Here is a 19,530-nt window from a genome sequence, read left to right as displayed (position 1 = left end):
TTCTCTAATCCCAGTTTCTCAGTTTTTAGTGTTCCCCACAATTAATGAAAAGTGGGGTTGTTACTTCTAGGACTCTGGTTTATTTTCTAACCACTGTTCTAAATCAGTGATAGAGGAGAAATCCAAGAGCGCTTCACCAAGTAATTCTAACTGCTCAATTGTCAATGTCCGAATTGTCTCAATGAATGATGATTCAATTTCACCAATTCGCCGATTTAGTTGGCGGAGAATTAGTTGTTGTTCTCCTTTTAATTCACCGCGTTCCATTGCTAATTCTTCTGTTGGACTAATGAAAGGCATTTGATTTTCCTCCTCTAAATGTTTAATTTTAGCCACTAATCCTCGTTGCAATTCTTTGGGTAATGACATCATTTTATCAATGATTTTAAAGAGTTTAACAATTTTTTCTTTTGTTAAGCCTCGCTCGTAAAGTCCCCTAATTAATGTCCATTTCCATTGTTCCCGTTCTGCTAAATTCCCCGTGGTGGCTTTGGTTTTCAAGTGTGCCATTACTATGATAGCAAAGGGATTATCACTTGATTCTAGTTCATTCCACCGTGATTCATAGTCTAGCAGTTTAGCAATGGGAAACTTCAAACTTAATTCACAATCTAACATGGCTTGATGATAACTGTTAGGTCGCCAAGTGGAACTTGTGTCTCCTAAAATTGCCAAACTCACAACAAATTGGTGATAAAGGTCAAAGGCACGGTAATTATAAGTGTACATCCGTTCTTCAAAGTCAACATCATATTGACTCTGAATCTCAATATGAATTAAAATCCATACTTGTGTTTTATCCAATAACCAAACTTTGTACAGTTTATCTGCAATCCGTTTTTCAGTTGATGATGAAGCTGTAATTTGCTGTAGTTCTTTGTCTAGTGATTCCGGTGGTTTTGTCCAATCAATTGCTTTGTAAGCTACAGGAAAGAAGAAAGATAAAAACTATCAAAATATTCGTTTAATGCCTCTTTCCAAGATTCATCGTAATTCGCCGTGATTTCATTTTTGTTCATAAAATGCTATAATAGAAATTGTTATTACAACTTCGGTTTCTTTACTTTAATTTGTTGATATTTACCTAATATTCTAGCCTAAAATAGTTACTTTTTATCAATACTCTATATTTAACTAAAGTAAAAACCTATTTTTAAATACCGAGAAGTTTTGATTAATTTAGATATTAAAACGGCAATGTTTACGAAAATTGATTCAGTTACCATTATTAATAATGTTACCTTGTTGGTATTCTATACAGAAGCCCATTGTTGGCAGTTCCGGTTAATTAGTGCTGGTGGTGAGGTATTTGGGGAACGCAAACTTTATTACACCCCAGAAGCCGCTGAGAAAGCGGGCAGAGAATGGATTTTTCAGGGTAGTTGATTTTTGGAGTTTATTCTTAGAGGATAAGGCATTAATTGATTTTTTAATGCTGATAAACTTTATTCAGTAAGATATAGGTAAATAATTAAATAAAATTATGCACAAGCAAATCAAGAAAATAGTTTTTCTGGTCACTTCAACTTCAATAATGAATTTATCATTACCACAGGTAAGTATTGCCGCACCGAAAGGTTTTAAGACCCCCAGTGGTAATATGTTCTGTGAGCTAATTGAAGGTAGTGATACCAATACCAACAGTTTGCGTTGTGAAATTGCTAGTTCACTCAAGCCTAAACCTCCTCAACCTTACCCTGGATATTGTGAATTTGACTGGGGACGTGGTTTTTTATTACCTGCAACAAGTAAACCGGAAATTCTTTGTATCAGTGATACCATTGCTGACCCTAATAAATCTGTCCTTGGTTATGGTAAAACTTGGAATAATGGCGGGTTTAAGTGTGTTTCCCAAAAAACCGGACTGACTTGCACTAACTCTAATAATATTGGGTTCTTCCTGAGTCGGCAAAAATGGCGAGTGTTGGGTATCTCAAAATAAATGCTAAACATTGGATTGCATATCTTTGAGCATCCGACGGGCTAATTTAACATAGGTTTTCGCTGTGGTGTAAGGTATTTCTAAATCCTCAGCTATTATCTGTAATGATTCCCCCATTTCCCGGCGTGCTAAAATTGTTGCCCAAGTTGTAGCAATTTTTTCGGTGCGTTCTCCTCCTATCCGTTTACGTTGTGCTGTGAATATTGTTGTCAATTCCTCAATGCGTTCTGGTAGCAAATTTGTTATCGCTGTGGAAGATATATTTGATTCTGGGTTTACCCAGTCCAAGCAGGTTTGTCCGAGTCCAAAGGTAGTTTTGTGGCCTGTTCCACAGTAGGGAGCAAGTTGCACTAAAGCATAAAATAGTTGGGTAAATTCAATGTTATTTAAAGCAGTTTTAGTTAATCCTAGAGAAATTGCCCCTGTAAAACCAGTGACAGAACCCCGTTTACCTGCTGCAACTTTGACTGATTCTAAGCGATGTTTGTGAATGATGACGTTTTCATCTATCCATTCTAGAAAACCATCTTGTTCTATGGGCATTCCTGAAAAATCATTCCAGCGTCTGAGGTAACTATGGAAAAGATTGAAGGGAACAGGAAGGGGAAAATGATGCCCTTTACGGCGAAAACTGGTAGGGGAAATAAAACTCAGATTAATGTTTTTATGGTTGATAGATGATTGTAGTAGTTTGTTGTAAGTAGTTGGTGGATTAACAATACTTATCTGTTTTACTTGTAAGCAAGCATCCCTTAATTTCAAAGTAGTTGGCGGTTGTATTAACCACTGACTCAAGAACTGAACTACTGGTTGAGAAATAGCGTTTATCTGCCAACGATATATTTGATTTGATTGCAGTTGTAGTTGTTTTCCGGTGGGAAGTAATTGACCTTCTAGTGCAGAAATGCTAAAGGGTTTTTCTGACTCACCATCATGTAAATATGCTGAAAGCGTTGGGTTAATTTGCCGCACTTGATCCAGAAACCAAGCATGAAGTCCAATGGTATATTGCGAATATAGAGCGGTGGAATCAGTTACTTCTAGGTCAAAAACTAAGCTAACTAATTCGGTATCATCTGCCCATATTAAAGGGGTGTTTTTTGATGGGTTTTTACGGTTGCTAGATGTAGCTAGTTCTGACATTTTTTTTAATGCTACATGATTTGATACTCAATATTTTACAACCTTTTAGTCCCCTTGTGGGGATTAAGTAATAAGAAACTTGGAGATGTAAATAGCGATCGCTGTTTCAGTCCCCTTGCCGGGATTAATTATGTGGAAACCAAATTGGTGATCCTCGCAGTAGAAAAACTGATAAGTTTCAGTCCCCTTACGGGGATTAATTATGTGGAAACGCAAACTGAGATCGTGGATAGATATTATCCAGGGTAGTTTCAGTCCCCTTGCGGGGATTAGATATGTGGAAACAAGAATACCCAGTGCAATCAGAGCTAAGATGGCTAACTGTTTCAGTCCCCTTGCGGGGATTAGATATGTGGAAACTACAAAAGTGCCGCTTACTGCTGATGTACCCGTAGTGTTTCAGTCCCCTTGCGGGGATTAGATATGTGGAAACGCAAGCGCAGAAGCAGTTACTTCACTAGAGGTAAGTTTCAGTCCCCTTGCGGGGATTAGATATGTGGAAACGTTCGGTTACGACATTGTGACTAGCTCCACCAAAGATGTTTCAGTCCCCTTGCGGGGATTAGATATGTGGAAACTCATATCTGGTGATGCAACAATCACATTTTCCTGAAAGTTTCAGTCCCCTTGCGGGGATTAGATATGTGGAAACCCATCATAGGCATCAGTTCCCATAGCCAAATTGCTGTTTCAGTCCCCTTGCGGGGATTAGATATGTGGAAACCTGCTGATCATCCCAAGTTTCACCCAAAGAAGTATTGTTTCAGTCCCCTTGCGGGGATTAGATATGTGGAAACCCGCTTTCGGATCATCCTCCCACTTCACCCCAGCCCAGTTTCAGTCCCCTTGCGGGGATTAGATATGTGGAAACTTGGTTCGGCACTGGAAAGTGTGAAGATTAACTTCATTGGTTTCAGTCCCCTTGCGGGGATTAGATATGTGGAAACGTTTATCTAACTCCTTGAGAAGATTATCTACATTAATGTTTCAGTCCCCTTGCGGGGATTAGATATGTGGAAACCCCGCCGTCTGAAACATAAACTGGGGGCGGAATCCAGAGACGATTTTGGCGGACCTCTCAAAAAACCTTATTTCAGGCTTTGGGTCAAGCACAAACTGAAACTAATGAAACGCTGAAAGTATTTAGTTGTCAAGGTTCTGGCTGTTTGGCGAATCTCCAGGGTTTTTGACCCCGCTCTAGGTCTGCCAAAAATTTAAGCTGATGTATCAATTATATAATGATAGCCTGTTCTTGTCTAGGAATTTCCGAACCATAAGTAATAGTTCTTTTCACACTCCCAGCATCCAGCACATACATTCTAATAGAATCCTCATCAGACTTGATCAGTTTTTCTATCTTGGCTTGCAACTGAGCAAATTGTACAGCAGTCAAAAAACACTCAAACACACTGTATTGAGTCCACTTACCATAACCACTGAGCATTTTATGTAAACGAGTCCGGCGTTTATTGGCAGCTTTATTGTCAGGTAAATCATAAATAATCAGATAAAACAGTGTTGTCATCTTAGTGATAAAGGTTTGTAGGGAACACCCTCTTGTAAATGACGACTTAGTAACCGTGCTTGTAATTCTATTGCTCGTCTGTAGGTACAACGATAATCAAACACAGGATGTTTAAATTCATCATTCATTTTTTGGTCAAAAGCTTTCAGAAAAGTTTTCCTTGCATTGTCTTTTAACCGATAAGCTCCCAAACTTTCATTAAAATCTTTGGGTTTGATTTCGTGTTTATGCAATAATGACAACACCAAATTATCAGCAATCAAAGCCCGAAATTCCTCCATCAAATCCAACACCATTGCCGGTTGACCATGATGAACTTCGTGGAGATAGCCAATATAAGGATCTAATCCTGCTACATGAACACCAGCCATGACTTGACCTTGTAATAAAGCATAGGCAAAACTGAGTAAAGAATTTACAGGGTCAGTAGGTGGACGGCGATTTCTACCATTAAAAGTCCATTGTTTACCTATCATGCGTTGCCAACAAGCAAAATATTCCTTAGCCGCTAAACCTTCCACACCACGAACTTGATCTATATTTTGTTGAGTTTTAACTAAAACTTTCCGTTCTTTAAGCGGATTATCCTTTTCATTATGTCGGTACAAGACATTATATTGATTATGAATCTTTGCTGTGACAATTGCCTTAACTAATTCCAAACGCCGCACAGGATCATGATAAACTGCATACTGTGCCAATCTGAGTTGACCATTACGAGAAGACTTAGGTAAAGCCGAACCCAAGTATTTACCAAAACTAGAAAGATAATGCACTGGCATTCCCAATTCTAAAGCATAGACAAAAGCATCACCGGTGACTTGGGGATTACCCATCAAAATAACTTCGTCTACAGTTTGAGCCGCAACCTTTTGTTTTTTCCAAGAACCGTCTTCTTGTTTCAAAGCGACTTGAAAAGCTTCATAATCTTTGCTTAAAACAGCATCGGGTTGAATGATATAAAGAGTAGTCATAATTTAATATTCTTGACGTTGTAATTGTTTGACTTCAAAGGGTAAACAAATTCCTTGCAGACTACATGATTGACATTTTTTGGGATGATCAATAGGTGCTGGCATTTTATTTTGACTTGCAACATGAGCGAGGGCGATCGCCTGTTCTGTCATTTGCCTTAATTGCGGTGTAAATGCCACAGTTTGTCTTCTGCGATTGGCATGATAAAATATTTCACCATAGGTAATTGTGCGACCCGTGCGTTCTTCCAAACATAAAGCCGCAGCACAAACTTGAAAATGGTCATTTAGGTGTTGTGCCATCTTGCCTTTTTTGTATTCCACAGGCACAAGTTGACCATCGTATTCCTCAACAGCATCAATAATCCCGGAAACTTTGAGGCGTTCTGACCACACCCATTGTTGTTGATGAATTAAGGTTTCTCCTTCCTGAAAAGTGCCTTCTTCGTTAATATTGCGGTGGACATGACGACCTAAGATAATATGTTCATTGTCTGCCATTTCACCTAACACATATTCTAGGTAAAATCGTCGAGGACAATATTCCCAGGCATTCAAGTAAGCTAATGGTAAATAATCTTCATTCATTTTATTTGGTAATTGGTAATTGGTAATTGGTAATTGGTGATTGGTGATTGGTGATTGGTGATTGGTGATTGGTAATTGGTAATTGGTGATTGGTGATTGGTAATTGGTGCGTCAGATTTTGGGTTTAAGTATTTAAGCAACAATCTTTGATTCTGACGCATTCTACAGTGTTCATTTTTAATTCTTAATTTTGACCTGTCCCATACCCATAGCTGTTTTACGTCCAACTCCAGAAAAGACAGCGAAGTTAGCTAAAATAGTGGCAATTCTGGCTTCTTCGGGGTTTGGAAACCGATATTTTATCCAGCCGACAGTACCAATTTCTGCTCCTGCTTCCATCTTCAAAGCATGGGTTTTCAGTTCAAAAGCAGAAACTAAACCTTGCCATTCAACTTGAGGAAACTGTAATTCTGCGGGTGCAAATCTATTCCAACGACGTAGTAAACTGTTAAATACTAAATCAGGTAATGGGAATGGTTGGATATTTTGATTCTGTTTAAAACTGGTGGGAGAGAGAAATTGCAAAGTGATATCACTAGAGACTGATGTATTTGCCAATATGGTGTAATCAGAGGAATCTACTAGAGGATGAGTCCCTGGTAGTGAATAAATACTACGAATTACAAAGGGGCATTTTCCTAAATAAATAGATTTATTGTGGGAAGATTCTATACCCTGTAGCAAAGGTTGAATTAAATTACTATCTAAAAGAGAGATCCGAACAACAAAATCATCACCTAGTTGTATACCTTGTTTGCGACGATAACCAATTAATCCTGATAAACTCAAAGGTGATTCTTGACTATCATGAACTGCCGTTGCTATTTGTGCATCTCCTAAACTTAACCATTGCATAACTTGAGCATGAATCGCTCTACCTAATGTAGTGGGAATAGTGCTTTCACTAGCAGCACCTAATTGAATTACTAAACTTTGTAAAGTCATAATTTTAGGAAGATACAACTGTACTTGCGCCATAAGCTACTCCCACAGGTAAACAAGTTTTATCGGGTAATTCATAATAATCTCCAGTTAGTTGAGCTTGACTAACTAAACTTGCTGGGGGCATAACAATTCGGTTGTAAAGCAATAATTTGGTTGATGAGGACAAATCCAAAGGATTTAAAGGATGCTTGGTAATATATTGTCCTGATTTTTCTTTGATATCTGTAATTTCCCTCTTTTCAATTCTTATTTTAGATGACCATTTACCTAATCTAATCCACCTGGGAATTTTGATAGTTTCATGAGCTATAATATAAGTCTTATAGTGACTACCTACAGCCAATTCTTTAGCCCTTCCATAGTTAACAGGGTAATTGCGTTTTGCTCCTTCACCACCAAATTGTGCAGATTTACCATAATAGGAAACTTGGGCGGCTTTAAAAGTGTTTACTTGATATGACCAAGTAATCGGTAAAGCCGGAAAAACATAAATCCCAGCTTCATTTAGATGTAAAAGATTTTGTTCTTGACTAGAATCTAAATAACTGGGTTTTTGGGCATTTATACCTTTTAGGCGATAAGGTCTAGGAATATACGCAGTTTCAAAAAAGGCAAAACTCAACGCCCAATTGTGCAGATATTTCTCAGTTTCGTAGAGAATACCCATTTCCCGACTTGCAAAAAAAACATTATCATGCAAAGTTAAATCACATTGGTAGAAAATCATATTATTCAAAAGTTGTTAATTTAAAAATTGTAGGTTGGGTTAAGCAAAGCGAAACCCAACATTACCGACAAGCTTGATTTTTTAACTCTATTTACCTTTGCCTTTTTTAGCTACAGCACCGTAAGTTTCAGCATAGGTTTTGGTTTGTTGATATAGCGTTGTTAGGGTATTTTGCAAAGCGGTTTCATTTTGATAAATAGCTAAAGTTTCACCTAATAAATCAGTTAATTGAGAACCCATAATTACTTGAGTTTTCCGTACTGGTTCTTGATTGAGTAAATTAGTTGTCACTTCTGCTGCTTTGGCAATAATATCTACAATTGGTGCATTGATATCTGGTTTCAACGCATCATACAATGCCTGAGTTAAATGTAAATTACTAAAGATTTCACCATCACATAAAACAATACCAATAATATGATTTGACATTGTTCCTGTCCGTGATTCCTGTGCGCCATAACGACGGGTTCGCATTAGATTTCCTAACACATACAAAAAGCCTTCAAATGTAGGATCACGCAGGGTTTCTACAGTAGGGAATGTGACTTCTGGGAGAACATGATCTAATTCATTAATTGATGATCTTACTTTGTTATTGTCGGTTCTTTTAGGATCATCATAATCTAACATCATTGTTCCTGTTTCACTTAAAGCATTAAAAGTCAAACTCTTATGGGAATCTTCATAAGGAGTTAAAGAAAAAGCTGAATCAGAATAAAGTTTAGAACGTTCTGAACCGCTATCACCAACAGCAAAACCATAAATGATACAATCTGGACATTTACCACAAAATTGTTCTGAACCGTATCTACAAAAATTTTCAGCTTTCTTATCTTCTGAGTTGATAAAATTTAATGAACGTAAAAGTTCTCTCCCCACTAATCGCTCAGGACTAACTTGTTTACGTTTAAACATAACTAAACGACTCATGGATTGTTGATTTTTAGGATCTAAACCAGCTTGAGTTCGCGCAGTATTGAGAACACCATCGGTTTGAAATACGGAAAAAGATTGACTATGGCGTAACATGATAAAGTGGATATATTTGCCAGATGCTAACCGGGGAAAAGCAGGATGAAATTCGGATTTTAGGGTGGTTAAGTTCATGTTTTTTATTCCTTATGATTCAGGTTTTTCAGTATTTTTTGATTGCAAAGCTAACCAACGATAGGCAAATTCAACCCCGGATTTAATGCGGTTGCGGTTTTCTTGGAGCAGTGCGCGATCGCCTTTATAAAGTCCCAGAAATAAATCATTAACACAGGTACTTGTAAACTGATGAATTGCCGTTAATTCCTGCTCTTTACGAGTTTTGTAATCCGTAGATTTATCTACCAAATAAGGTTTATAAACCCTCTGTCTTTCCAAAGCATCATATAATTGTCCTGCTACTTCTAAAATCAAATCTTCCTTAGTAATATCTTCAGGAACTTTTAGAATTATCTCTAATGCTTTAGAAATTGGTAACAGAATGGCATGACTTGATTCACTCACATTCACTTGATAAAATTGGCGATATTCTGTCACCAAACGTTTAATTAAATCCATTTTATCCTCCATATTTGGATCTCCTTTTACCCAGGTTTGGGCATAATTCCAAATTCGTTTAACATCTTCTGTTCCTGGTTCTTTTTTAGTGTTACGAAATCCCTCATTAGCAATTGCAAAGATATTTAAAACATCAGTTACTAAATCCCTGACTGTGCCATTCAATGCTTGCCAACGAGCATCGGGTTTTTTACTACGGTTATCCAAATGCAAACTGTAGGCTATTAACAGTCGGTTTAATGCAGGTGATAAATCTTGTATTCTGAGATTTTGAGGTGTACCAAACAACTGCCAAAATCCTGCTGCACCATCTAAAATTGCAGATTCAGAAAACTCTTGATCACTGGCATAAAGTGGATCAGGACTGCTAGTAGCAACAACTTTTACACCTAATAGTAGAGGTAAAGCTAAGGTCAAATAAATAGGCTCTACCCAAGCATCGGTAACTGTTTTTCCTCTGGTGGTAGTGTAAGTCATAGCCATAAACGGCAAATCTTTGGTCGAATAATTCCTTGAAAATCTCCCTGCTTCTGATTCTTCTCGCCAAGGTAAATTTTGCAGTCCGTCGTGGTGCATCCCAGCATCTAACCAATGTTTGCGGACTTCCCAAAGATTAACTCGTTTAAATTCTTGGACTAATGCTTTTACAGCCCTAGCAACTTGGGGAGAGTAAACATAAGCTGGGAATATATAAAGAAATACTGGTTGTTGTTCTTCTAGTTTCCCTGGTGGTGCAGCCCAAATAGCTTGACGTAAGAGCATTTCCAATGCCCAAATTTTAGATATACCTCGTTTAATGCGTCCTCCACCCAAAGCATTTTTGTTACTATATTGTTGAGGTTTAAACAACACTACAGTATCTAATTGTTCTTCGGCTTGTGATTCACCACTACTCAAAGAACAAATAGGTTGATTGGTGACTTTAGCATTTGAATAGGCAGCTAATTCATTCTCAAACTCACTGGCCTGATGGTTAGGGCAAATTTCTAGGTATTGACCTAAATATTTAATAAAAGCCTCATGGGTGGGATTCGCTGTTTCTTTGAGTAATGCGTTTTCAGTTGCCCAAGTTGCTAGTTTATTACTTAATTCTTGCAGATACTCTCTTATTTGTTGTTCATCTAAAGTTGCATGATCCGCAATATAATGAGCCGCAACTTGATACCAACCATAGTTTACCCCTCCAAATTGTACCTGTGTTTGTTCTAGGGTGATCTGATTTTGTAATTCTAGGGTTGTTAAAATCCAAGTTATATAATCCTGAGAACCTTCAAAAAACTTTCGTTGTGTCAGGATAATTAACTCTGCTAATCGGTCAGCCCGAATATCTGCACCTTTTAATAAAAAAGTTCGTTCTGTATCATTGAGGGTTAATTTGTCTAATCGTTTGGGTGTGGCAGGAACTTTAGCATTGGCAACTTTAACTTGCACGACTTCAGGAAGCAATCGAATCAAATCACCAGAACTGAATAATTCTAAAGTTTGTGGGGCAATTTTTACACCCTTACCATCACGAACAAAACCAACATCACCACTTTGAAAATATGCGGCTAATCCTTTTTGATTATTTTCTTCATCTCCATAAATTAAGTTTTCCCAAACGGCTGTTTGAATCTCCGTTAAGTCTGGTATATCTGAATCAGATGGTGCTAAATAAATGACACCTTGGGCAAAACATAGAATTTCTTCCCAACCTAATTGACGCGCAAAATTAACAACTGCATTATGAATTTGGTTGGTAATTAATCCCCGACAATCTCGCAGACGATGATAAACTAACTTTTTGGGGATATTTAACCAATATAAATGATCTCGTAAGCGATCGCCTTTGGTACTGGTAACAATTTCTGCTGGGTCTGATATGTGTACCGCAACATCGCCAAAAGCGAGTAAATGGCGCAAAACATCATTTAAACGACGGTCATCTATAGTAAATTCTCGTTGATCATTTTCCCAATTAGAAATTACAGGATTGCTGTCAACACTGAATTGTGTATTTTGCGCTAAAAACGCTATCTCTAATAAATATTTTGACCATTCTTCCCAAAACTCTTGAAAGTTTAATTTAGTCCCTAAGTCTCGACATAAGTTAATAATGTCATCAATTTCGTGAGCTTTTGGTGGTGGTTGTTCTTCTCCCTGACCCCGTACATATTTATTATAATCATGTAAGGTCAATCCCAAACATAATAACTTTTTTTCAACAGGATTTAATTGTAAATTTTGAGGTAAATGAACACTTAAATTCCATGCTGTTAATAGTCCATTTAAAACATGAACTAATAAACTTTGGTCAGGTTTATTTGCCCAGCGTTTAGCATTCTCTTGAGCGTATTTATCTCCCTGTTTAACTAAATTCTGATAATGTACGATTTCTGAACCACCCATAGCCGGAATGAGTCCAAATTCCCTTTCCATTGCTGGTAATATTGTATCAATAAATAGCCGTAAAATTGGATCTGTATCTTCTGATAATGTTTCAATCAGTAATGTTTGCAATAGAGTAGGCATAGTTTAAAAAATGTAAGGTTTACTTCTTTCACAAGGTTTGATTTTCCATTTAATTGCTTCTAATAACAAAGCATCTTGATTAAAAGCACAAGCATGAAATTGTCCGTCTGCATCTTTGAGTCGGTATAATCCAAAGGTATGACTTAAATAAAGATTCCGAGTAATTTCCCAATGACTATTAGCTTGAGAGCGATTTACCTGTACTAAAAATGCCAATAGCTTTCTATTTCTTAAACAACGACTAACTTCTGTTTGTGGGTGTCCGGTAATACTCAGTTTATCAATGAAAGAAAGAGTACATTGTTTGAGTTCGTCGTTCAGGCGATCGCATTCCAACCCAACGGGAAATCTGGTATCTGACCAGCGTTGGATTTTGAGGTAAACTTGAATATATTTATCAGGAAATTCTGTGTGGGGATGATTAGCCTGTTTTGCAGCTTTTAAGAAATCATCTCTATCAACTATTTCAACTTCAGCCCAGGGTAATAACTTCAATAAATCATAGGTGTAAAACCGTCCTTGATCCCACACTGCGGCTTGTAAATCAGAACCACCCCTAAATCGTAATAGTTCCTCTTGTACTGCTTTACCAACTCCGGTTTTATCGTTACTAAGAGCATACCAATGTCCGCGTTTTTTATCTAGTTGTTCACCGTAAACAAGACGTAAATCTTCAGCTATTTTATCTTGTAATGGTTGCATTACTCCTTGTTTTTTATTACTCATGCTGAATAACATTCCCTGTGCTTGTAATGCCCCCCAATAATTGCGGTATTGTTCAAAATCTTTGGTAGGATTAAAAACTTCTTCAATGATTTCTCGGAACTGAAGACGGTCATATTCTGAATTAGTTAATTCTTTCTCTAACCTAGATTTAATCCAAGGAGTACGACTAGATAAAAGCACAAAAGCTTGATAATCAGAAAATCCTGCATGACGACCAAGACGACCTAATCTTTGAATAATGGTGGCTGAATCACTGGCTTCAAAAATTAGTAAATGAATTCTAAAATCAACACCTACATCAACTGCTGAAGTTCCCACAACTAATACAGGTTTATCAGCATCTTTCAAGGCTGTGTGAGTTACAGACCTTTCTTGTCTATCAATACGTCCACTGACTTCACAAACGATAATATCAGGTATTAATTTTTGTAATTCTCTAACTGTTCTACTTACCAAAGCCACAGAGTTAAGAATAATTAAACCCCGTCCTCTACCTTCTATTTGTAGAATATTACGAATATTTGGAGCTTGTTGAGTCAGCCAAGTTAGAGAATCACTATCTTGTTCTAATGGAATAAACTCTAAATTTACTGCTTGACATATTTGACGATAACCAGAAGTAGGTTGACTAACATAATCCCCAGCTATTTCTTTAACTTTAAATCCAGATTGTTTGAGCTTTTTAATAAAATCTGGTTTGGGAGTTGCAGAAGTAAATAGAAATTTCATCGGTCGTCTTTTAGGACGATTATGACGAATTAATAACAAACTGTTGAGAATAGCTGCTTCCTGATGTACGCCAAAAATATGAAACTCATCAGCTATATATAAATCAAGATTCCTAGCTAAAATAATTGGTAATTCTGCTCGATTATAAGCTGGGTTATGATAACGAAAATGCGTAACTAAATGAAAAATATCAGGGTTGGTAAGAATCACATATTTTTGTTTAAAGATAAATAGTAATTCTTTAAACTTGTTACTCTTTTCTCCCTGTTCAACCAATTGAGCTAACTTTGCACCATAGAGGCTATCCACTCCATCAATTCCCTGTGGATTAAACTGCTCAAAATAACCATAAATCTGTCTTTCTTGGTCTGTTACTAACTCAATGGTTGGGTATAGTCCAATTACCCTCAACCAATTATTGAGCAATGATGCTAAATAAGCAGCTAATGATTTACCGTCTCCTGTAGCAGATTTATTAAAGATAATGTCAGCGTCACTGTTGGTAATTGCAGCATAAGTTTCTGCTTGATGGGAAGATAAAGGACAATGATCACCTTCTCCAAAGTTGGGTGCTTGTTGTTTAACCTTGCAGGTTTGGATACATTGCAAAGGACAAGTACCGACCCCCGGATTCAATTTTGAGTATTGGGGAAGTAAAGAAACTTTCACGGTAGGGTAATATGTAACTTGGTATTAGTTTATTACTCGCGCAAATAGAGATGTCATCAAAAAATGATAATAACTCTAATCAATTGGGTTTTATGTTGGAGTTATTGAAGCTGCTGGCGGAAAAACCCTGTAAAAAAGCCGAGTTGGAAATCTTGTTGAGCGATCGCGGTTTTGAAGCTGGTGATTTATCACAGAAAATTGCTCGTGCCATTGGTAAACTCCGAGACTGCGGTTTTGAAATTAAGGCTGCACCCAACCGTCCTTATGAGTTAGTGACATCAGTGTTTCCCGTTATCTTATCTGAAGAACAAAGACAAGCATTAGCAATGGCCTCTGAGTTATTGGCGAGTTTGGGTTTTTCTGCGGAAGCTGGGCATATTCACCGCATTGGTAACTTTCAAAAACCTAAGTCCCCTGGACTAAGAACAGACTTTCATCCACCTACAGATTACAGTGAAGATAAAATCAATGAAGTTGTGCGTCAGTTACAGCAAAGATTTCAGCAGAAACGCCGCTTTGTGGTTTGGTATCGCAGCAGAAAAGGTAAAGAAACATTCTGGGATTTAGATAAGTCCGAACTGAGATTACATAACGGTGTTCTCTATTTATTTGCTTTAGTTCCCGACTTTCGTAGTTCTCATCTTGAAACCAGACCCAATGCTGAACAGAACATCACTTTGAGAGTAGACCGCATTACTAGAGTTGGTGGAGTTTCCCAGACTCCCTGGACTTATAGTAAATTTCCTACTCTAGATATTACCTACCGTCTGACAGGAGATTTAGCGAGTTATAGACCCCGCAGACCCCACGAAACAGTTATTTCCTCACTAGAAACTACAGAATATGTTGATATTTTAACTCAGGAAGACTGTATATTTTGGTTTCGTCAAAGAATGCTACAGTACGGTGCTAGTGCTAGGGTTTTAAATCCTGATTGGGTGGCGAAAGGGGTTAAAGATGCTTTAAAAAAAGCCTATGATAATTACTGTGTTGAATAAAAACAAGAGGTTTTCCCTGACCCTGTGGGGGCGCGGAGAAGGATGTCTTGACAGTGAAGGAGTTTAGCGATCGCTTCTGGTATCACCGTGCCAAACCGGGAAAATTGTACGCTAAGGCTGAAAGCCTTATCCATCAAGGATTTGAGCGATACTTGTTTTCCTTAACTCGCAAAGGGCGCAACTTGTCAAAACTGGTTGCCTGCTTCAAATTCCAGACATAATCACCAGTAAGATTGATATGCTCCCAACCCAAAGGTGATAAATGTTGCAAATATTCTTCAGGAATATCCATACCCTGTTGTTTCAAATGCTCAACAGCCTTTTCTATGTACACCGTATTCCACACAACAATCGCCGCCACCACCAAATTCAACCCACTAGCCCGATAAAATTGATCCTCATAAGAGTGATCGCGGACTTCACCCAAACGATTAAAAAACACCGCCCTTTTCAGAGTATGTTTCGCCTCACCCTTGTTGGGGTCAAGCCGGGATAAGGGTAAAATGGGACACGTTGTAAATAAATGTTGCAGAAACCAATTTAGTGATTTACTAACTTGCCCGAAAATGGTAAAGAAACATTCAACTTTTGCACACTAAAATCAACTTTTTACGCGGTTCAGCTTCTCAAACTTGCTCATAAATAACCCTTTTTTGGGATGTTTTCATTTTGAACAATCAAGTTCAGATGGAAGCTGAAACAACGGTAAATTAAGAGTTTTGAGAATTAAGCACACAAAACTTTACAATGTGTCCCATTTTGCAGATATCCCGTCTGAACCCCTATTACCCATTTATATTTCTGAGATTTGAGAGGTTATGCAAATATTGGGACGATTTGAGAATAAATATGCGCCGTAAAGGCATGGTGGTACGAAGAAGGCACTGGTCTGCTAACCCGTGGTGGGGATTGAATGGGAGCGCCAAGTCAATAATTCTTTCATATGAATAACTATCGACGCAGTAAGTAATAATCAATTCTACAAGAGGTCTATTTTAAAAAAGGAGGTTATTGTTTAGAAGGTACTCAAGTTAGAGGTAATCGATTAATAGCTTTGATTATTTTGATAGCAATTGCCTGTACTAAGGAGTTTCAGGTAATTTTAGACAACATTAGAAGATAAACTATCCAATTTCTTTGGACAAAAACGACTTTTCCTCCCCTCCTCTGTAGATAGAATATTTTTTAATACGCACCCTATTCCCTCTCACCTGTGCTTCGTGAGAGTTTTCCCGTCAAAACTGCATAAGGTTAGGGAGTCGAGAGTTAAGAATCAATGTCAGGTGATACTGTTGTAGATAGTTAAGTACAAATATCTATGGGTTTGAGATCAAGATATTGGCAGTTGGTAAAAATTGATGCAGCGGGACGGCGACAGATTCAGGAAATTACTCCAGCTAAGGCGTTTTTTCTTGATATGTTTCCAACTGCTACAGTTAATGATGATCTCCCAGATGTAGAAATTAACAAAAAACTGCTGCAATTATCCCAAAATATACCTGCTGATAGATGTTTGTTAGCAGAACGTTGTCTACTCTGTTTTATATCCTGGCAAATTGAGCAAGTTTGCTTACAATTAGAAGCTAAATTTGGGACTGTTCATGGTTTCAAATGTGTTGACCTACTGCTTTGTGTACTAGATGATGATGGTAAATTAAAACCCGTTGGTGATTATCAGTCCTTCTCTCGCCAAATTTTACAGAGTTTTGATCCAGAAAAAAGCAATTTGACAACCTGGACAAATACACGAGTTAAACAAAATCATAGACTCAATCAATTTCTCCTAGAATGTGGAGTTTATTTAGTCAGTGATTGGGCAATTCTCAATGATACAAAACCTAAACAGTTACAACGAATTTTTACGGAATTTTACTCTTTTACTGCTGGTGAAATTCTCCAAGCTCAACAACTTTTAGAAAGTTATCATGATATTTATAGAACTGCTCGTTTAGAACAACGTGGGAAGAAAAGAGAAGATAGTTTAGAACAACCTCCCAAGAGAAGAGGAGGAAAATGTACTATACCTACAATTCAGCAATTACAAGCTATCGCTACTCTTTTGCAAAGTAAAATAGGTCAAAATCTCAGCAGTGAAATTGTAATGGCACAATTACAAAAACTGGCTGAACAATTACGACAGTATCGAATTCATGTTCGGGGTGGTTCTTTACTAGCCGAATCTTTAGATGTTGTTGCTGGAGATGGTTATGGTGAGGGAATTGCAGGTTATACTAATACTACAGAAGTAGTAAATGATGGAGATGAACAAACAGAATTTTTGCAATTATATCGCTCACAATTTATGGCTAGTTTACAGCAAGCTTTAGCTATAGTTACTCAAAGAAGAGTAGAACAATTACAACGAAAAAAGGGTGATAAAGCTAAAAAGTTTTTGTTTGCACTACAGTTATTTCACTGTCAAAATTTATCAATGACAGAAATTGCTGCAAAGGTGGGATTACGCGCTCAAGATGCTGTTACCCGTTTTTTAAAGTTAAAAGATTTTCGTGCTGATGTTCGACAAGAGCTTTTAATAATGTTGTGTAATTCTGTCATGGAATTAGCAAAAAATTATTCCCACCCAGATAGTCTACAAACCCTAGAAGGAAAAATTCAACTTGCTCTCAATGAACAAATTAATCATGTTATTGAAGCTGCTGAAATTCAGGCACAAACAGCAAAAACTCTCACTCCAGAAACCAGTATTTTTAACCAGCGTCTTTGCTGCTATCTGGACGATATAATTAATTAATGAGGAAGTATGAATAACTTGTCAGATAATCTCACAAATAATCATCAGCCAATGTCCCTTGAATTTGAAGTTTTACCTATAAATGCTATTAATCTTGATGCTGAACAAATTAGTGAAGCGGTAGAAAACAGCCTGGAAATAAAAAATCAAGCTCAACAATGGCAAACTTATATTAATACTTTGGCGTTATTGGCTTTTAAAGAATGGTTGACAGAAAGAGCAGATTCTCTCACTGTTAATGAGGATAAATGTACAGTATTTCAACCAGCTATAGCTAATGTTATTCCTGCTGTTGCTAATTTGCAAGTAGGTAAATTTAAACTTTGCTTATTGACTAATGATAGCCTCAATGATGATGAAATTGTTGTCCCTAGAGCCGTTGTAGATTTACCAGAATATATTGCCCATTTTTATGTATTAATAGAAGTCTTAGAAGAACAAGAAACAGCAATAGTTTCGGGCTTTTTATCCTATCAGCAATTGATGGAAAAACAAACAGCAGCTAATTTACAACCTGAAACAGACTGGACTTATCAAATTCCTGTGAGTTGGTTTGCACAAGAACCAGATTATTTATTATTAAACTTGCGTTGTTTAGAAGCAAATGCCATTACTTTACCAGTTACCAACAACCAAAGAACGCAAATTTTAGCATCAATGCAAAATGAGTTAATGGCATTATTACCACAATTGCAATTACCTAATGTTGAACTTTGGCAAGTATTAACTTGGGAACAAGGAAGTGCAGTAATTAGTAATTTAGAATTACTCAACTGGCTGGATAATTTGCAACTGCAAGGACATAATTATTCACTGCAAGATAGTTTCAAAGACTTATTCAAACTGTTAACCCAACCATCGATAAATGTAGGACGGTGGTTATGGGATGAATTAGATGAATTAGCAGCGGAACTTTCTTGGCAATTATTACCTACTATTGCACCTATACGAGCCTTGCGGAGTCCTGTAGAGGAATTTCAAGTAATTACTAACCAACTCCAAAGCAGGGGTTTAGAAATTCCCTCTCAAGCGCGGGGTGCTTATCATGATTTGTTGTTGGCAGGATTTCCCCTGCGATTGTATGCTGTAACTTGGCCAATATTATCTGAATCAGATCCTTCGTGGACATTATTATTGGTTTTGGGTACATCTGCACAAAACACTTTACCTGCTTATTTAAAACTGCGAGTCAGTGACCAAACTAGCATTTTAGTAGAACAAGGAATAAATCAAGAACAGGGTGATTCTTATTTGTTTACTCGTGTTGTTGGTAATTGGGATGAGAAGTTTTTGGTAAGTGTAAGTTTAGTAGATGGTGTTGAATTGACCTTACCTCCGTTTACATTTTATCCTGGGCGGTCATATTAAGTTTATCCGGTTACGTTTTTTGTAACGGATGATTATTTAACGGATGAAATTTGGTTGAGTTGACACTCTGCGGTCTGAAGACACGCAGATTTTTTAAGACTAAGACTTGCTTAAAAGGAATAGTCAATTATTCCCCTACACGCTCAAAACAACTACTTACGGATAAGTGTTGCAATTGCGCTTACTTTTATACTCAACACGGCTTAATTACTTGATTCTTCGGGTAGGGGTTTAGCAGTGCTAAACCCCTACAAATCTGGGGTTTTCGTGATTTTATAAAAGTCCATGTCTCAACCGTTTTTAGTATATATTTTTTTTTGGCTTTCTGAGTCCATCGAATTTTGGCGGTATACACTCTGTATCTTGCCTTTGCTTGTTTACCCAG

The 19,530-nt window shown here is 37.3% G+C and carries 15 protein-coding genes, 2 pseudogenes and 1 CRISPR repeat array; of the genes and pseudogenes, 5 read left to right on the top strand and 12 right to left on the bottom strand.

Features of this window, described 5'->3' with window-relative positions:
- Nucleotides 1-66: 66 nt before the first annotated feature.
- A pseudogene (locus AA650_RS16260) lies at nt 67-1,019 on the bottom strand (DUF4351 domain-containing protein).
- 178 nt (nt 1,020-1,197) lie between these two features.
- Between AA650_RS16260 and AA650_RS16255 the strand changes: the two are divergent.
- On the top strand, nt 1,198-1,386 hold the full coding sequence (locus AA650_RS16255; protein WP_053541309.1) for a hypothetical protein: 189 nt from the start codon (nt 1,198-1,200) through the stop codon (nt 1,384-1,386).
- Between the two features lie 148 nt (nt 1,387-1,534).
- Nucleotides 1,535-1,942, top strand: a complete 408-nt coding sequence (locus AA650_RS16250; RefSeq protein WP_234413205.1) for a DUF6636 domain-containing protein — start codon at nt 1,535-1,537, stop codon at nt 1,940-1,942.
- Between the two features lie 3 nt (nt 1,943-1,945).
- Here AA650_RS16250 and cas6 (AA650_RS16245) read toward each other — a convergent pair whose 3' ends face one another.
- The 10 genes from cas6 (AA650_RS16245) to cas3 form a co-directional block, all read right to left on the bottom strand.
- Nucleotides 1,946-3,085: a CRISPR-associated endoribonuclease Cas6 gene (gene cas6 / locus AA650_RS16245; RefSeq protein WP_053539800.1), complete on the bottom strand. Its 1,140-nt coding sequence runs from the start codon at nt 3,083-3,085 to the stop codon at nt 1,946-1,948.
- Between the two features lie 103 nt (nt 3,086-3,188).
- Nucleotides 3,189-4,106: direct repeats of the CRISPR family, unit length 37 nt; unit sequence GTTTCAGTCCCCTTGCGGGGATTAGATATGTGGAAAC.
- Between the two features lie 210 nt (nt 4,107-4,316).
- Nucleotides 4,317-4,610, bottom strand: a complete 294-nt coding sequence (gene cas2, locus AA650_RS16240) for a CRISPR-associated endonuclease Cas2 (protein ID WP_053539799.1) — start codon at nt 4,608-4,610, stop codon at nt 4,317-4,319.
- Nucleotides 4,607-5,584, bottom strand: a complete 978-nt coding sequence (cas1d, locus tag AA650_RS16235; protein ID WP_053539798.1) for a type I-D CRISPR-associated endonuclease Cas1d — start codon at nt 5,582-5,584, stop codon at nt 4,607-4,609. The genes cas2 and cas1d overlap by 4 nt, the downstream gene beginning before the upstream one ends.
- 3 nt (nt 5,585-5,587) lie before the next feature.
- A complete protein-coding gene (gene cas4 / locus AA650_RS16230) occupies nt 5,588-6,172 on the bottom strand; it encodes a CRISPR-associated protein Cas4 (protein WP_053539797.1) in 585 nt (194 codons plus the stop codon).
- Complete coding sequence (locus AA650_RS28055) at nt 6,169-6,333, bottom strand: alpha/beta hydrolase (protein ID WP_199924268.1); 165 nt, start codon at nt 6,331-6,333, stop codon at nt 6,169-6,171. Before AA650_RS28055 ends, cas4 begins: the two co-directional genes overlap by 4 nt.
- A 16-nt stretch (nt 6,334-6,349) precedes the next feature.
- Nucleotides 6,350-7,150 carry a CRISPR-associated endoribonuclease Cas6 gene (cas6, locus tag AA650_RS16225; protein WP_053539796.1) on the bottom strand — a complete coding sequence of 267 codons (801 nt, stop codon included), beginning with the start codon at nt 7,148-7,150 and terminating at the stop codon, nt 6,350-6,352.
- Complete coding sequence (gene cas5d / locus AA650_RS16220) at nt 7,122-7,844, bottom strand: type I-D CRISPR-associated protein Cas5/Csc1 (RefSeq protein WP_053539795.1); 723 nt, start codon at nt 7,842-7,844, stop codon at nt 7,122-7,124. Before cas5d ends, cas6 (AA650_RS16225) begins: the two co-directional genes overlap by 29 nt.
- Before the next feature lie 87 nt (nt 7,845-7,931).
- Nucleotides 7,932-8,951, bottom strand: a complete 1,020-nt coding sequence (gene cas7d, locus AA650_RS16215) for a type I-D CRISPR-associated protein Cas7/Csc2 (protein WP_053539794.1) — start codon at nt 8,949-8,951, stop codon at nt 7,932-7,934.
- Nucleotides 8,952-8,963: 12 nt separating this feature from the next.
- Complete coding sequence (cas10d, locus tag AA650_RS16210) at nt 8,964-11,903, bottom strand: type I-D CRISPR-associated protein Cas10d/Csc3 (protein WP_053539793.1); 2,940 nt, start codon at nt 11,901-11,903, stop codon at nt 8,964-8,966.
- Between the two features lie 3 nt (nt 11,904-11,906).
- The gene (gene cas3 / locus AA650_RS16205) at nt 11,907-14,027 is read right to left on the bottom strand and encodes a type I-D CRISPR-associated helicase Cas3' (protein WP_053539792.1); all 2,121 of its coding nucleotides are present in this window, start codon (nt 14,025-14,027) and stop codon (nt 11,907-11,909) included.
- Between the two features lie 50 nt (nt 14,028-14,077).
- Here cas3 and AA650_RS16200 point away from each other — a divergent pair, with 50 nt between their 5' ends.
- The gene (locus AA650_RS16200; protein WP_053539791.1) at nt 14,078-15,025 is read left to right on the top strand and encodes a helix-turn-helix transcriptional regulator; all 948 of its coding nucleotides are present in this window, start codon (nt 14,078-14,080) and stop codon (nt 15,023-15,025) included.
- 133 nt (nt 15,026-15,158) lie between these two features.
- Here AA650_RS16200 and AA650_RS16195 read toward each other — a convergent pair.
- Nucleotides 15,159-15,503 (bottom strand): annotated as a pseudogene (locus AA650_RS16195) (Tn3 family transposase); the annotation flags it as partial.
- A gap of 840 nt (nt 15,504-16,343) precedes the next feature.
- On the opposite strand from AA650_RS16195, the gene AA650_RS16190 reads away from it, so the two are divergent.
- Together AA650_RS16190 and AA650_RS16185 are read left to right on the top strand one after the other, a co-directional pair.
- On the top strand, nt 16,344-17,777 hold the full coding sequence (locus AA650_RS16190; RefSeq protein WP_053539790.1) for a hypothetical protein: 1,434 nt from the start codon (nt 16,344-16,346) through the stop codon (nt 17,775-17,777).
- A 9-nt stretch (nt 17,778-17,786) separates the two neighbouring features.
- The gene (locus AA650_RS16185) at nt 17,787-19,145 is read left to right on the top strand and encodes a DUF1822 family protein (protein ID WP_234413204.1); all 1,359 of its coding nucleotides are present in this window, start codon (nt 17,787-17,789) and stop codon (nt 19,143-19,145) included.
- Nucleotides 19,146-19,530: the final 385 nt, after the last annotated feature.

The sequence above is a fragment of the Anabaena sp. WA102 genome (assembly GCF_001277295.1).
In the GTDB taxonomy this organism is placed as follows: Bacteria; Cyanobacteriota; Cyanobacteriia; order Cyanobacteriales; family Nostocaceae; genus Dolichospermum; species Dolichospermum heterosporum.
Note: the sequence above shows the minus strand (reverse complement) of the source record. Positions and strands in the feature narration are given on the sequence as shown.